Genomic DNA, 18,697 nt, shown 5'->3' on the forward strand with positions numbered 1-18,697 from the left:
TTTTAATTATAAGTGTAAAGAAAAAACCCTTCTAAAAATTAGAAGGGTTTAGTAAAATTATAACAAAAGTTGTTATCTGTATAATGTAAAGTGACCCATAAATTCTCTGTCATCACTTTCACCATTAAGCTTAATAACATACCAGTAATCTCCGGTTGGTAAATTTGTATTTTGGTATAAACCGTCCCAACCTTGCTCGTTATCCTCTAATTTATATACTTCTCTACCATAACGGTCAAAAATAGTAATGTAAATATCTGGGAACTGATCTATGTTTTTAGGTATCCAAAAATCGTTTTGACCATCACCATCTGGTGTAAAGAAATTAGGAATTTCAATATCTATAAACTCCATAAATATGGTTTGTATAGACTCACATCCGTTTTCATCTACAACACGTACTGTATACGTATCTGTTTTAGTAATATAGAACGTATTGTCTTCTCCGTTATCTACATCATTAAAGTAATATGTATAACCTGGCTTACCACCTGTTGCTAATGCAGTAATTTCATTAATACTTTGTTGCTCTACAATTAGTTGTAAAGGTGTAAAGTCTTCTATTTCAAAATCTACTGTATTAATACATCCGTTAGCGTGTGCAATAGTTATATAATGCATACCTGGTGCTAAGTTTGTAAAGTCTGGATCTAATACCATTAACGCTGGGTCTGTAGTATCTAAACCATACAATACATCTGTTGCTACTGTAGGATCTTCAAAAATTATAGCAACACTATTGTTTGGTGTATCACCTGTACACTCATAAACAACCTCTGTACTTGCTGTTAAGTTTGCACCACCTTCAATTTCTACAACTTCGTTTGTTATACAACCCATAGCGTCTTTTACAAATATTACATAAGTACCAGCTGCTAAATCTGCAAATGACATTCTTCCTTCTACAAAATCTGCATCATCATTACTATTTATACTTGTACTGTAAGGAGCTGTACCACCAGTTGCTGTAACTGTAATTGTACCATCTTCTTCACCAGCACAAATTTCTGCTGTAGAAGTTAAACTCATTTCTAGTTCTAAAGGCTCTGTAATTGTAAACTCTATAAGCTCAAAACAACCGTTAGCATCTTGTACAATTACGCTGTAATCACCAGCTACAAGTTCATCAAACGTATTTTCATCATCAAACCTGTTAAGGTCTGGAGATATTGCGTACTGGTAGTTACCCGTACCGCCTGTTACATTTAATACAATGCTACCATCATCATCACCATTACAACTAACATTAGTAATATCTGGTGTTACACTTAAGGCAGTTGGTTCTGTTATATTAATTGCACTAGACAATGTTTCACAATCTTCACTCTGCACGTTTACATAATACGTACCCATTGGTAAATCTGCAAATGTTTCTGATGTTTGGTATGCTCTAACTTGGTTTGTTAATGCGGCATCAGCAAACAATCCGTATTCATAATTACCTAAACCACCATCTGCTCTTGCAGTAATTACAGCTGTACTTTCTCCGTTACAATTAATAACCGCTGCACTTTCATCTACAACCAATGTTAATGGCGCTATAGGATCTATAACTACTACATTAGAAACCGTAGAAATACAATTAAAGTTATCTCTAACGTAGTATTGGTACGTACCATCTGCAACACCACTAAATACGTGCGTATTAGCACCGTTTGCATTGTTCATTGGTGTAAACGTTACACCATCTGCACTCCAAGTATACGGAGCAGTACCACCAACGGCAGACAACTCTAATTCTGCACCAATTGTACAACCAAGTGCTGCTGTAGTTATTAGTCTAGCATTAGGCTCTAAAGGATCTACAATTTCTACAATTGAAGACTCCACTGCACAGTTCATAGCATCTGTTACACTAATACTGTAAAAACCTGCACTTAAATTTGTAAATGTATCTGCAGACTGACTAACACTACTAGACTCTAAAGTACTACCACTAGCATCTGTATATTTATTTAAAACATACTTATATGTAGTAGTTACGTTTCTTGCATTTACTGTATACGTAGCAGTTGCATCTGAATCTCCATAACAAACTAATGCTGTAGTAGAAATATTTCCTGTTATTGGATCTGGAACTACTAAGTTAAACGCATTAGAGAATGAGTTAGAACAACCTAAAGCATCATCTACAGTAACTGTATATTGCCCAGCAGCTAAGTTTTGGAACAAGTAAGAGTTAACTCCGTTTACTGTTTCTGTAGCCATTGTAACATTATTTACAATGGTAATTGTATAAGGAGCCAAACCGCCAGTTGGTTTAATATTAGCTGTACCCATATCATTTGTACAACCAACATCTTCTGTAGCTATAGGATCTAAAGCTAAAACTGCGCTAGGCGATTTAATATTAAATAATCTATCTTGAGTACAGTCTGGGAAACCATCCTGTATAACCTCTACTCTATAATTACCAGCTGGTACATTTATTGGAGCAGTTGGTCCAAAATCTACAGAAGTACCACTTCTAATAGCTATACCATCATCCGATGGATCTGCTGGTGTATTATTTGTTTGGTAAACTCTATAAGTAAATCCTCCTGTATAAGTAGCATCACTCATAGTAAGACTAATTTGCCCTTCATCTCCAAAACATATTACGTCAGACAGTACATTAACCTCTACATCAAAAGTATTTGGTTCAGATACAATGTGTTCTGCTGTAATTTGGCAACCTGTAGCTGTGTTTTCTATTAAAATAGTATGCGTACCTGGTTGTAAATCTGCAAATACATTTGATGCCTGTGGTGTACCACTTGGCAATACTGTAAATTGATAATCTCCTGGGTTAGCACCTGTAGTGTAACTAGTAATACTACCTGTAACTTCTACTCTAATATCTTCTCCTGCATTAGAACAAGCTATAGCATCTGTTACAACTACATCTGCAGATAATAATTGATTGTAAGCAGGTACGTTAACCGTTTGTTCTGCACTACAGCCTCTATCATCAAAAACACGAACTATTACATCTCCACCTGCAAAATCTGTATATATATACGTTGCAGTTGTACCTGTTTGTAATATATCACCAGTAGCTACATCTTCAAACTCATAACGAGAATATGTGTTACTACCTCCTGTTATACTTGCTTCATTTAAAACAATAGTTGCGTTATTTGTACTATTGTCTGTTGTACAACCAAAGTTGTTTACAACTGGTGTATCAAATGCTACTATACTTGGTTCTGCTACCACTATAGATGTTCTAGTAGTTACACAACCGTTTGGTCCTGTACCTGTAACATCATAAGATCCTGCAGGTAAACCAGAGAACGAATTTGTTGTAGCATCATACGTAGCAACATTCGGTACTATAGAATATGATAAAGGATTATTTCCATTATTAACTTCTGTAATTTTAATTATTCCGTCTGCTGAACTGTTACACGTTAAGTCTGTTGCTGTTGCTGTAAAGTCTGGCTGTATTGCCGCAGGAACATTTACAGTAAACGTTCTTACACACTCTGGAGTTGTTGTATTTGTATCAAAAACCTCTACAGAATATATATCAGTAGCGGATACAGTAGCGGTAACAGATGTTGTAAATGCTGTTCTACCTATTACTTCTACAGAAGATGAGTCTAAAATTCTATACTCATAATTACCAGAACCTTCTGATGCGCTTATTAAAATTTCTGCATCATTAGTACAACCTAAACTTTGTTCTAAAGTTGCTGATGCTTGTAATGTTGGGAAAACTTCTGTAGCGAATGAATCTGTACAACCGTTACCATCTTTTACAAAAATAGTATAAGTACCTACAGCTACATTATTAAAAACTCCTCCGTTAGAAACGTAATTTGCACCACCATCTATAGAATAAACTAAAGTTGATGAATCTCCAATAGTTGTATTCACTGTTACTGTTGCAGATGTATCACAATTATCTACATCAACACCATCAATAGTTGGGTTAGCAGCTAAAGACATATTAATTGTTCCTAAAGGATACTCACAACCATATTGATCACTAATACTAACTGTATAATTACCAGCTACAGAACCTGCAGGAATCTCTAATGGATTATCTGGAGTACCCGTAGCAATAACTGTAGCTGAAGGATCTGTAAGTGTAAATGTATATGTACCTCCGCCACCTGTGATATTTTCTACAGCGATAAGACCTGGAGAATCACAAGCAATATCTTCTAATTTTGTTAAAGTTGCAGTAATAGGTTCTAATTCTTCTAACAATACATTTTCTGATGCTGATATACAGGTATCTGTAGCACCGTCAATTTCTGTTACTACAATGTAATATTCATCTGGCGCCAAATTGGTTATTTGTAAATTACTATCAAAAGTAACAATTGTACCTGCCATACCAGGCGTGGTACCATTACCACTAGATCTAATAATATTACCTGCCATATTAAATAACTCCCATCTGTATTGTGTTCCAAATGGAGCGGCATTATCAGTAATTGTAAAATCTATAGTTGCATTATCTGATCCATCACAAGAAGGAGTAGATGTAAAGTCAACATCTAAAGGAAGTGGATCTACAATATCGTTCACATTTACATCACTCTGGCGTACACAACCATTAAAATCACGTACATAAAACACATAAGTTCTACCAGGAGTTAAGCCCGTCCACAAGTAATTACCGTGTCCTGCCGGAACTGTTACAGCCGATCCAGAAGAATCATTAACTGAACCACCAGCTATCCAAGTAGCAGCAGCAGGGTTAAAGTTTGCTGGATCATCAGAAAATGCATATTCATAACCTGGAGTACCTTGAGAACCTTGTACTTTAACTTGTAACTCATTACAATTTACAACAACAGCGTCTATGGTAATATCTAAGTTATCTAAAGGATAGGGAATTGTATATCTAGGGAAATCTGTTTGACAAATTGTATTTCCAGAGCCATCTACCGTTCTCATAGAAGGATAAACACTTTCTCCTGATAAATAACCTGTTAACCTATCTGATGTTCCAGGAACCGAGTTATCTGCCGTCCAAGTAGCACCACCATCTGCACTAAACTCTATAGTTCCTAATGTAGATGGGTAAGCATCAAATCTAAAACCAAAATCACTAGCTGTACCAGTACACGTAACAGGTGTAACCCCTATAATATCTGCTGTTAATTCATCAGGATTATTAATAGTTACATTAGGAGTTGTTGTTACTGTACAACCACTAGCATCTGTAATGTTAATTGTATAATTTCCTGGGTTTAGATTATAAAAAGTTTTGGTATTATTAATTACATTGGTAACTGTCTCATTAGAAGCACCAGCGTTATCTATATCTATAATTTCATACGTATATGGTGCTATACCAGACGTTACCTCTACAGCTATAGTTCCTAAACCATTATAACATTCAGGATCTGTTGGTGTAGCAGTAAAAGTTAAAGGAGTTGCTGGATTTACTGTTACGGTCTCCATAAACTCACAATGTGGGTCTGCTGCACCGTTGTCCCATACATATACATCATAAGTACCTGCATCTGCTGCAGCCACCACAAATGTATCTGTTCCTGAAAAATCTGCAGCAGTAACAGGAGTTGTAGTTGGTACAAAAGCATAAGCTAAATTACCATCTCCGCCAGTTGCATCTACAGTTATACTACCATCTGCACAAGAACTAACATCTACAACATCTACTGTTGCGTTTAAGTTTGGCTGAATAACAATTGTCTGTGTTGCAGATACACAACCAAATGCATCAGTTACTTCTACATCATAACTTCCATTAGGTAAACCTGTAAATGTATGTATGTTTGAAGTTGATGGCGTTGGAGTAATCCAAGCTCCACCATTTATTCTAAAGTTATAATTACCATTACCACTTGTAACTGTAGCAGTTACAGTTGCGTTGTTAGCCCCATCATAACATGATGTAGCAGTTAAATCAAAATCTATGTCTTCAAATTTATCTACTGTTACAGCTGTAGTTAATACAACCTCACAGCCTTTTGCATCTTTAACACGAACTACATAATCTCCTTCAGTAACATTTATAAAATCTACTTCTGTTTGGTATGCTCTAACAATAGAGTTATCTGCAGCTCTTTCTAACTGATACTCATAACCAGGAGAGCCACCTGTAGCAGAAGCTGTTAATGTTGCTCCTGTATTAAAACAGGTGTATTCAGAAGTTTCACCTAAACTAGGAACTATTACTGATGGCTCTGTTAGGGTTGCATTAAAGTTTGTAATACAAGCATTATCACTAACCTTACGAACTTGTACATTATACGTACCATCTGCTAAACTTGCTGCAGTTGTTACTGGTGATGTTAATGAAGTTACCCAATTTGTACCTCCATCTACAGAATACTCAAATCCTGTTACAGCATCATAATTAGTAACCTCAAAACGGATATTACCATCTGAACCTCCATTACAGCTAGGATCTGTTGTTCCTAATAAAGTAGCACTAAACTCTTTATTGTCTTCTACAATTACTGTAATTTCTGCAGATTGTGCACAAGCTTCTGGCGCTTGTGTTGCTCTTAAATCATCTATAATTAAATCGTTACCATCATTACTATTTACATTGTTACGTATAACAATACCTACTGTTGTATTAGCACCAGGATTAAAAGTAACTGTACGGTTATGCCAATCGTCTTCATTTGTATTTTTAGGAATTTCTGCAGTTGCAACACTAGAAATTACTGTACCAGAACCATCTACAAGTTCTATTGTCATTTCTGGATTATTACCACTACTACCAACCTGCATTAAGTTGTAAGCCCATAAAGAGAATGTAATCTCTTGATTAGGTAGTACTTCTATTCCGTTTCTAGACCATAACACTCCGTTTAAAACTGGCGCTGCATATACGTCTGAAAATGTACTAACATCAATAGCTAAGAAACGACCATCTGTTAAACCTGTATGGTCATTAGGGCTTCTAAAGCTAGGAACCGGATTGGTTACAAAATTTGTAACTGTATATTCTCCGTTTACTAAAATACCAGCCGGACCACGATTACAAGCTGTTTCTGCACCACTTTGTGGTTCATAACAATAATCAGATCCTATTTCTGCTATTTGTGTAGTAGCACCAGATCCAAAGCTCTCGTAGAATAATGTAGACTGGCTAGCAGTAAGTGCACTTGCATAATCTACAGAAATAGTATGTGTGCCATTAGTTACACCTGTAAATACATTGTTATCTGCTGGTGTATTATCTACTGTATTTAGTTTGTAAACATATCTAAAATCTGATGTATTAGATGGTGTAACAGTTATTGTACCATCTCCAATACAATCATAAGTAACATCAGTATCAAAAGTTGGTGCTGTAATTGGATCTGGAACAGTTATTTCCATCTCATAAGTACATCCTAAACCATCTCTTAAAACTAACTCATAATCTCCAGGAGCTAAATTTGCTGTATCTGTAGCACTAAAAGTTCCTCCTCCATTAAAGCTATACTCGTATGTACCATCTCCTCCATTAGGGTTTAGTATTTTTACTAAAGCTCCAGCAGGGTTACAAGAAGCATCTTCTATTATAGCTGCAGAAGCTGTAAGTCTAAATGGCTGGTCTATTTCATAATCTATACTTTCTTTACAACCAGTATCTATAGTTTCGCCACTTGCATCCATAACAGTAATGGTATAAAAACCTGCTGCCAAGTTGCTAAACTCATTAACTGTTTGGTAAGTAGTACCATCATCTAAACTATATCTATAAGGAGCTGTACCACCAGTAACATTTACTGTTAATGTAGATGTTGCAGAGTCTGCACATGTAATTGTACTGTGTGTAGCTGTTATTTGTGGCGTTCCCAAATCTTCAACAGTTACCGGAGATGAAATAGCATAACAACCATTACCATCTTTAACTATAAATGTGTATTCACCATCTTCATTAGGGAAATAAGTTAAAGGAGAACCTTTATAACCAAATAAGAAACTAGTACTTTCTGTAAAAGCAGAATCTGGTATAGAAGCTTCATCAGTATATAGTTGACTACCATCTTTACTCCAAATAGCCATTTTGTATACTGGACTTGGTAAACCACCTGTTGGCGTTAAATCTACAACACCAGATGTACAAGTGATGTTTGCTGTAGTAACTGCTCCTAATCTTAGGTCTTCAATTTTATCTACAGTAATGTTTTTAGTATCTAAACAACCATCTTGTGTAGATGTAATTACAATATAGTCACCAGCTGTAACACCAGTAAATTCATAAGTATTATCTGTTTCTGTTGGGTGAATACGCAAAGGAGAACCAGCACCGCCATTAGAGCCGTCATCTAAACGAAGCTCATAACTATAATTAGGCAATGCATTAGATACTTGTACTTTAATTGTACCACCATCATTACAATCTTCTGGAGTTGTAGTAATTTCTGTTGAAAAAATATCTTCTCTAACACCTATATCTTCGGTTTCAAAAATACAAGCACCATCTATAGGCGTATTATCTGCTGGGTTTAATTGTGTAACCTGTACTCTATAAGTACCAATAGTTGCTATATCAAAATTAGGACCGTTATTATCAGAAAAAGGAACTACTATAGCACCACTAACTGCATCTACTAACTGAAAACCATAACCTGCACCTACGTTGGTTACTCTTATATTACCATCTGTATCACATAAAATGTTTTTAGAGGTATATTCTATATCTAATTCGTTTTTATAAACTTTAAAGTAAAAACGACTAAAACATCCACCAGAATAACTTACAACAACTCTGTACTCACCACTTTCTGTTGCCGTAAAATTATCTACATTAGAAACAGCGTTCCATGTACATGTTAAGTTTTTATTAGCACAATCATCACCAGCATCAGAACAACTAGCCTCATCTAATTTTTCCCAAGTAATACTTTCTGCATCTGTAATACCTAGTTGTATTGTTGCTTCATCTGCTGCACCACATAAATAAATTTTTGGTAATAGACTACCATCTATAGGGCATTCTATAACTTCACCTTGCATATCATTATCCGGATTAGCATCACTATTTACATAATTAAAGTAGTCTAACACAGGGTTAGTTTGTGTTGTGCCAAAACGCTCTACAGTAATACGCTCTACTAAATTAGGGCAACTACCGTCTCCTGTTTTTTCTACAATAAAATTGCCTATATCTGTTGTGCGGTATGTTCTTGGGGTACCATCTGGATCACCATCATTTAACACAGTGTCACCAGCATCTACAACACCATTATTGTTATTATCTAGCACCCAGTTATATGCAGTAAACCCTTCACCTGCAGTTAATACTACAAAGTCTCCACATAATTGAACTGTTCTTGCTTGATTACAAGATGACAAGTCACTTAAAATTGAATTACTTGCTACTTCTGGATCTCTTGTACAAGCTCCAATAGAAGTTGCCCCTCCTTCATCTGTAAAAGTATTTGTATTTACTGTTCCTTGGTAGGTAGAATAAGCTACGTTTTCTAAAGTTGAAGAACAAGCTGCAACAAACTCTGAACAATTAGCTGTAATAGATACTTTTATTCTTATTACATATTCTGTATCCCCTACTTCTACCAGATTATCTGGTACAGTAAAGTTTAATGTATGGTTAGCAACATCATGTGTATAAGAAACTCCAGGAGCACCAGAAACATCTACACCATCTAAAATAACATTCTCTGGTAGTATATTTCTTATGGTATAATTTGTAGCATCATCATCTCCGGTATTTTGAAAACGCAACACATACTGCATTGTTTGTCCTAAAGTAACATCATCACCATTAATATCATTACCAGATAAATCTTCAACAGTATTCCCTAGTAAAATTTCTGGAGCTAAAACTTCTACGTATGGTGCTGCTATTACAGTACCATCTGAAGGATCTACAACAGGTGTTCCTGCACCATAAAAGCCATCGTCTCCACCATCTGCATTATCGTCTTTATAATATTCATTAGCATCACTACAACCATCACCATCACTATCTAAATCTAAATGATCTGGAATACCATCTCCATCTGTATCTAAATTAGCACAAAAACCAGAAAAAGAGTCTGTGTTATAAGCTAAAAAAGCGATATCTGCATCACTAGATAATTCTAAACGTAAAAATGCAACATCACCAATACTACTAGCTGGTATACCAAATTCTGATAATTCTATGGTTGCTAAACGGTAGTCTCTACTTGTGTTTGCAAAGAAAACACTACCATTTGGGTAATACACATCTAAATCATAAGAACCAACTACGGTAGATAATGCTCCTGTACCTGAAGCACTTACTTGTACTGCATTACCTAAAGGAGCACCACTAGCATCATATAAGCTAATAACGTGACCAGCTCCGCCTGGCTGGGCAATTTGTGTTAATAAAATATCTGGTATACCATCACCAACTGTAGCAGCTACAATTGGGTCTATTTCATAAGTCCAACTGTTTCCTATATTTGCTATAGCTGTACCTAAATCTAAACCATTTTGTCCATTAGTTAATAATGGATTTAATGGATCTGTAGTTGGGTCATTTACTACAGTTAAACCTAAAGCATTATTTACATCGCCATCATTAAGACTACCTTCTATAGTCATTTCACCATAGATATTATTAGAAGGTGTTAAGCCTAACCAATTAGATTCTGAAATAGTTAAGTCAGAGATACCATCATTGTTAGTATCAATACCATCCATTAAACCATTACTATTGGCATCAAAAAGATCATCATCTATAACACCAGTAGAAAAAGTAGTTCCACCAGTAGTAAATGCCAATAACTCATGAGAAAGGTTTGGCCTTACGCTATTTTGACTTGCTGAAGAACTTCTCCAAAAATCATTAAAATTGGTAAAAATTTCAGTAACTGGAGTACCTCCCTGTATTGTTGAAGAAGGAGAAGTAAAAGTTACATCATTAGATATTGTGCAAAGCTGTTCTACAGAATCGTAAATACCATCATTATCATCATCTAAATCTATAGAGTCAATTACACCGTCATTATCATAATCGTTATGTACAATAATTCTTGCTGTAGGACTATCTGTAGTTTGATTGGTATCTGTTTGGTCTTGAGTATTAGTAACGGTATTTACTAAATTTAACAAAGGAAGTATGTCTATTTCATCTCCTCTAACCACTAGTTCTAGCTCAGCCGTTTCTCCACCATCTAATGTACCAATGTTCCATACATTACCACTAAAAGAACCAGTAATAGTAAAACTAGACACCAAGGTTAAGCCTGATGGTATATTGTCTGTAATTTGAAGATTTGTTAATGGCCCAAGTCCTAAGTTACGAACCTTAATTGTAAAGGTTGCTGTTTCTCCTTCAACAATCTCAGATTTATCTACTGTTTTATCCAAGACAACATCCGGATCGCAATAAAGTGCTTTAATAGGTTGAGAATCATATGTACAAGGTCCTTTTGTTCCTCTTACAAAAAATTCTCCTGCCCCAGACGGCGCATAATTTGGACTATTTGCTCCTGGTATAAGTACACCATCTTCAAACCATTGGTAGGCATCAAAATTACTTGTGGCTTCATATATTTCTGATCCAACAAAACAACCACTACCTCCTCTTATTTCTAAAATAACTTCTGGTACTGTATCAAAACCAGAAAAATATCCTGCAACACCCCTAGCACCGTTATAACCAAAAAAACCAATAGCTACAGGACCTGTAGATTGCACACTTATATCTCCATCTAAATTTGGTATAAAAAATGTTTTCCAATCTGACGTACCTGCAACAGGTACTGAAGCTGGCATAGATGTTATTTCTGTTCCGTTTTCATAAACTTTTATGTTTGCATCTGGAGTATTAGTTGCCGCAATAATAGTAACACCACCTGTTACAGTAGTTCCTGCCATATTTCTAATATTAGGAATATTATCCATATTATCTGGCAACAAACAGTTTACAGGAGCAACAAAGTTTAAACCTTGTGTATAAACAGCAGCCGCACCTGCCATACATTGGTAAGCATAAGCATCTTTAGAGGTTTGCACAAACATATTTGCTCCTACGCTGTTACTAGAATAGTAACTACTAGGTATTTCAAAATATTCTCCTTCATCAATTGTTGCTATTGGTGTTGCTCCACCATTAACATATATATTTGTGTTATCTGCTGTTCCTATAATTAAAGGAAACTCTGTAGTACCATTTGTACTACCATTACCTCTTACAAAAACATAATCTTTTCCTAATTTATTTTCTGGCACAGGTTGATCTATACCTGCATCACGGTTTGATGAACCTACCTGACGACCAAAGTTCATACCACCATTACTAATTACAATATTTTTTGTTGACTTAATAGAAGCTCCTATCCAACCATCTCTTTGAGCTTGAGTTGGCGAATTACCAACATAGGCTTCAAAAACAAAAGATTCATTTGCGTTTAATGTTATTTGGTATGTGTTATCTGTATGTCCGTCTACATCATTACCATTTCTAAACACACAGTCTGGATCATACCCATATACATCTACTACAGTGTTATCTTCTGTAGCCATTATGCCTAATGTATTGGATTTAGATGAGTGCTGACCTAAATTGGGAATACCACCCCATTTAAAACTTGTACCCATTGCAACCCTACCTTTAGAAGTTAAAGAAGCGGCCTGTGCTGCAGAATATCCCCTATAATTAACATAGAATTTGTTTCCGCTAGGCGACTCAAATCGTAAACCACTGTTATTTAATACAACACCAGTATTTTCATTTGTAACCAAGGTAATATTATTATCTCCGTTACCAAGTGTGTATACAGCCGGACTAACATTAGATATGTTAAACGTAGCTACGGGAGTAGTATTAGTACCCCTATAAGCATTTACTGTAAAAGTAGTTGGCTCTGGTGTAGATAAATAAACAGCCTGTTGTTGCACTGCTTGGTTATTTTGACCTTGCTTTAATGGCGGTAAATAATGTAAATCACTTAATTGAGCTTGAATTGAAAAACTAAAGCCGATTAATAGTAGAAATAAAATAAGTATTTTTTTGTTCATCAGATGGTATTTTGTTGTAACAACACTATAATTAATACTATCAAAAAGAACATTAAGTAGGCATAAAAGCAATATTTTGTTGTAAAACAGCTTTAGGTTGTTGCCACAATAACAATTGTGAACATCAGTGTAAATAAAAAGTTAAAATGATTTTTAAAATTATGCAAAAAACATCGGTGAACGTACTGTTCATTAGTATTTAGAAGATGTTAAAACATAAAAAGCAATAGATGAATTTCGTCGTATTTAATGGCTTTTTAACCAAAAAATTTCCTCATTTAGACTTAAATTTAAATGAAGAAATTTGAGTAATTAAGATATAAAATATGTTTATTTTTTAGTCCATAAATCATTCATTTCTTCTAGTGTTTTTCCTTTGGTTTCTGGTATAAATTTCCATACAAATAGTGCTGCCAATACTCCCATTAAACCATATACCCAATAAGCAAAACCGTGATTAAATTTCTCTACTAAATAACTGTTTTTATCCATCATAGGAAACGTCCAAGAAACAAAATAATTTGCTATCCATTGTGCCGCCACTGCTACAGCTAAAGCTTTACCTCTAATGCTATTAGGGAAAATTTCTGATAAAAGAACCCAAGCCACAGGTCCCCAACTCATAGCAAAACCAGCTACATATACCAACATACAAACCAATGCAAATACTCCCAAAGATGTGGTGTAAAATGCTGTTCCTAGGGCAAACATAGCAATAGCCATACTTACAGCACCTATAATCATTAACGGTTTTCTACCAAATTTATCTACCGTTTGTATAGCTAATACTGTAAAAAGTAAATTAATAGCACCTACAATTATAGTTTGCAACAATGCTACATCTGTACCAGAACCCATACTTTTAAAAATTTCTGGCGCATAATATAACACTACATTAATACCAACAAATTGCTGAAAAACGGATAGTAAAACACCTATTATAATAATAGGTACGCCATATGAAAATAACTTTGCAGAGTGGTTAGTAACTGTACTTTTTATTTGATTTAAGATTACTGGAGCATTATCTACACCGTTAACTTTAATTAATACATCTAATGCTTTTTTAGGGTTAGATTTTAAAACCAAAGATCTTGGGGTGTCTGGCACAAAAAGTAAAAAAAATAGGAACAAACTTGCAGGTATTATTTCTGATGCAAACATCCAACGCCAACCAACGGTATTTAACCAACTGTCATCTCCTTGACTAGAAATAAAATAGTTAACAAAATAAACAACCAACATACCAAATATTATAGCAAACTGATTCATTGACACTAATTTACCTCTTTTATTGGCTGGTGAAATTTCTGCAATATATAATGGAGATAGCATAGATGCTAACCCCACACCAATACCGCCAATAATACGGTATACAATAAAAATGTACATAAAAGTATGGTCTCCTTCTCCAATAGGTTTTACAAATACCTCTGGAATTGCAGATCCAATTGCCGAAATTAAAAATAGAGAAGCTGCTAATATTAACCCCTTTTTTCTGCCTAGAATTTTACTTATTACACCACCAAAAATACCACCAATTATACACCCTATTAATGCACTAGATACTAAAAACCCTAGTCTTGCATTGGAAGCTGTTTCTGATAAACCAAAAGGTAAAACAAAAAAATGCTCTAAAGAACTTACGGTTCCAGATATAACTGCAGTATCATAACCAAATAGGAGTCCACCTAAAGTAGCTACCAAGGTTAATTTCCATAAAAAAAAGGTATTAGTAGAAGTCTTCATAAGTTTAAAAAGGTTAGTTGGTTATATATATGGCTATAAAAAAAGGCATAAACTATTTATTAAAGTTTACACCTTTTTAGTTATTATATATACTGATTTATGATGTTCTCAAACAATTCTTGTTTTCCACTAATTAAATCTAATTCGCCATTTTCTAGTGCTATTTTATGTAAATCTTGAAGGTTTAATTTTCCATCTTCAAAGTCTTTACCTTTTCCTAAGTCAAAAGAGGCATAACGTTTTTTTCTAAGCTCATCATAAGCAGAAGAAGTTATAATCTTATCTGCTGTTAGTAATGCTCTTGCAAAGGTATCTGCTCCTCCAATATGAGCTAAAAATACGTCTTCTAAATCTGTAGAGTTTCTTCTAATTTTAGCATCAAAATTAACACCACCACCTTGCAAGCCTCCAGACTTTAAAAATACTAACATTGCCTCTGTAGTTTCTTGTATGTTATTAGGAAATTGGTCTGTATCCCAACCGTTTTGGTAGTCTCCACGGTTAGCATCAATACTACCAAGCATACCTTCGTTGGCTGCAACTTGTAACTCATGCTGAAAAGTATGTTGCGCCAAAGTAGCGTGGTTTACTTCTATATTAATTTTAAAATCTTTATCTAAACCATACTTACGTAAAAAACCAATTGCCGTAGCCGAATCAAAATCGTATTGATGTTTCATTGGTTCCATAGGTTTTGGCTCAATAAAAAACGTTCCTTTAAACCCTTGAGCTCTTGCATAATCTTTAGCTGTAGTTAAAAACCGTGCCATATGGTCTAATTCTCTGCCCATATCTGTGTTTAACAAAGACATATAACCTTCTCTACCACCCCAAAACACATAGTTTTCTCCGTTTAAAGCAATAGTAGTGTCTAATGCTAACTTTACTTGTGCTCCTGCCCTAGCAACCACATTAAAATCTGGATTAGTAGCAGCACCATTCATATACCTTGGGTTAGAAAAACAGTTTGATGTTCCCCAAAGTAACTTCACTTTTGAAGCTTCCATTTTATCCTTTAGATAATCTGTAATACTATGAATTCTTTTTTCTGACTCTACTAAAGTTGAACCTTCATTAATCAAATCAAAATCGTGAAAACAATAATAATCAAATCCCATTTTTGTTATAAATTCAAAAGCTGCATCTGCTTTATCTTTTGCTGCTTGTAATGGATCTGATGAAGAATCCCAAGGAAAATTTTGAGTTCCTGGTCCAAAAGGATCAGAACCTTGACCACAGAAAGTATGCCAATACGCAATTGCAAATTTAAAATGCTCTTTCATTGTTTTACCAGCAACAACTTGGTCTGCATTGTAATATTTAAATGCTAAGGGATTTGTAGATTCCTTCCCTTCAAACTTAATATCTCCTATACCTTTAAAGTATTCTTTATTGCCAATTAATGCCATATTATTTATGTTTTAAAATGATTTCTAATTCGTTTTTCCATTTCTCATATGCCGTAACATATGGTATCTTATTTTTTAATGGTTTGTATGTTTTTACGTGATCATTAGCACTGCTATTATTTTTAAATGCTGTAAAATCACCTTTATACACTCCTGCTGCTCTTGCAGCGCCAATAGCTCCTGTAGTATTATATATTTCTATCTCATGACCAATTAGTGTAGCTACTGTCTCCGAAAAAATAGCAGACCTAAACAAGTTGTCGTTACCTGCTCTAATAACATTAATAGCAGTATTATCATCTTTTAATATTTGCATACCGTATGCAAATGAAAAAGCAATACCTTCTAGAGCTGCCCTAACCAAATGTGCTTTGGTATGCTTATTTAAGTTTAAATTGCAAAAATGGGTACCTATAGTTTTATTATTAAACATACGTTCTGCACCATTACCAAAAGGTATTAAGCTTAACCCATTTGACCCTACAGAAATATTAGAGGCCATTTTATTCATTTCATCATAACTATTAACCCCTAAATTATCTTTTAGCCAACGGTACTGTATACCTGCACCATTAATATTTAAAAGCTTACCTAACACAGGTTGTTTTTGTGTGTAATTAACGTGAGCAAAATGATTAATTCTAGAAGTTTCTTTAGATTGCACATTATTTGTTACCGCGTATACAACACCAGATGTACCACCTGTAGCAGCAACCTCGCCGTGGTTAAATACGTTTAAAGAAAGTGCATTATTGGGTTGGTCACCGGCTCTGTAATTAATAGGTATACCAACAGGTAACCCTGATGCAGTTGATGCTTTCTCTGTTACTAGACCCTGGCTTGTAAAATTTGATACAATGGTTGGCGTTAAGTCTTCATTTACCCCATAATACTCTAATAAAAAAGAAGCCAACTCATCATTTTTAAAATCCCATAAAATACCCTCAGATAATCCGTTTTTTGTAGTATTTAATTCTCCCGTAAACTGCATTGCAATAAAATCTCCCGGAAGCATGTATTTATATATTTTATTGTAAACATCTGGTTCATTATCTCTAACCCATTTTAATTTAGATGCCGTAAAATTTGCAGGCGAATTTAAAAGCCTTGTTGCACATTTATTTTTACCAATTTCTTCAAATGCTTTTTCTCCAATTTCTACAGCCCTACTATCACACCAAATAATAGCATTACGTAAAGGGTTTAAGTCCTTATCTACAACTACTAAACCGTGCATTTGGTAAGAAATACCTATTGCAGAGATTTTAGAAGCGTTTATACCAGATTCTTTAATTGCTCGTTTTGTAGCATTGCATACGTGTTTCCACCAAAGAGTAGGGTCTTGTTCTGCCCAATTTGGTTGATGAGCAATAATTTCCATTTCGGTTTCTGGTTCATTAACAACAATTATTTGTTTACCTGTATCTGCATCTACCAATGCTGCTTTTACAGAAGAACTACCAATATCATACCCTATATAATACATACTTATAATGATTCTCTTAATATTAATTGTGTTGGAATATAGCTTTGCAAAGGCTTATCATTAGTTACAAAAGAAGCAGCTGTAGAACCTAGAGCTTTAAAATCTGTAGATACTACACTAATACCTTTATATATAAATTTTTTCATAGGGGTTTCATTATAAGATAAGAAACCTACATCTGTACCAGGTTCCAGATTTTGATCTTTACATTGTTCTAAAAAGTTACCTAAAACTCTATCACTTACACTTATGTAAGCCTCATTTTTAACTACTTTAAAGTCATTTACATCTAAAACAACATCATAATCTAAATTGCTTTCTTTACAGAACTTTTTAAAATATGTAACCGTTTCAAAAGGATGATACGTGAATGTAGGATACACAAATACCAACCGCTTGTATTTTTTAAAATTAGAAATAGCCTCTTTTAAAGCATTAGAAAAAGAAACTCCAAAATCTTGAAATACGTAGTTACTATCTTCTTTTGCGTGTATATTCCAATCTATTAAAAGCAGGTTACTTGTATCAAAATCAGATAAAATTTCTGCTACTTTGTTATGGTTAAAATTCATAACTACATACTTATAATACTTACCCTTACTATTGTTAAGTATGGTTTTATAATTTTCTATTTTATAATGATGAAACTGTACATCTACAATTACATTTTTTGGCAAGTTATTTACAAAAGAATGATATAAAACTTCTTTATAGGCTTTAAAAGTATCTAGAACCAAAAGCACTTTTTTGGTTTCATTAGCTATATAATACCCCTTGTTAGGCACAGATGCTATAACACCATACTCTTTTAAAAGTGAATATGCTTTAAAAACCGTATCTCTAGATAAATTAAAGTCTTTACACACCTTATTTACAGAGGGTAACGCATCTCCATTAGTTAATACGTTTGTAGCTAAAGCATCATTAATAGCATTAACCAATTGTAAGTATTTTGGTATATCACTATTAGAATTAATTTCAAATTTCATAAACCGTTCTGTTCTGTTCTGGTTTGTCAAATATAGAAATTTTATTTTAAAAAGTAAATCATAATTAAATAAATCAAATTAGTAAGTAATTTCCCAAGATAAATGTTATACGTCGAGTATATAGATTATTTCAACTAATA

At 34.3% G+C, this 18,697-nt stretch carries 5 protein-coding genes; all 5 read right to left on the minus strand.

Annotated features, from left to right (window positions below; all coding sequences use genetic code 11):
- Positions 1–72: 72 nt before the first annotated feature.
- The gene (locus tag CELLY_RS15520; protein ID WP_013622651.1) at positions 73–12,924 is read right to left on the minus strand and encodes a T9SS type B sorting domain-containing protein; all 12,852 of its coding nucleotides are present in this window, start codon (positions 12,922–12,924) and stop codon (positions 73–75) included.
- Positions 12,925–13,254: 330 nt separating this feature from the next.
- The gene (xylE, locus tag CELLY_RS15525) at positions 13,255–14,673 is read right to left on the minus strand and encodes a D-xylose transporter XylE (RefSeq protein ID WP_013622652.1); all 1,419 of its coding nucleotides are present in this window, start codon (positions 14,671–14,673) and stop codon (positions 13,255–13,257) included.
- An 83-nt stretch (positions 14,674–14,756) separates the two neighbouring features.
- The gene (xylA, locus tag CELLY_RS15530; RefSeq protein ID WP_013622653.1) at positions 14,757–16,082 is read right to left on the minus strand and encodes a xylose isomerase; all 1,326 of its coding nucleotides are present in this window, start codon (positions 16,080–16,082) and stop codon (positions 14,757–14,759) included.
- Position 16,083: 1 nt separating this feature from the next.
- Complete coding sequence (locus CELLY_RS15535) at positions 16,084–17,568, minus strand: xylulokinase (protein WP_013622654.1); 1,485 nt, start codon at positions 17,566–17,568, stop codon at positions 16,084–16,086.
- Positions 17,569–17,570: 2 nt separating this feature from the next.
- Positions 17,571–18,557 carry a GntR family transcriptional regulator gene (locus CELLY_RS15540; protein ID WP_013622655.1) on the minus strand — a complete coding sequence of 329 codons (987 nt, stop codon included), beginning with the start codon at positions 18,555–18,557 and terminating at the stop codon, positions 17,571–17,573.
- Positions 18,558–18,697 lie beyond the last annotated feature (140 nt).

It is taken from the genome of Cellulophaga lytica DSM 7489, assembly GCF_000190595.1.
GTDB lineage: Bacteria > Bacteroidota > Bacteroidia > Flavobacteriales > Flavobacteriaceae > Cellulophaga > Cellulophaga lytica.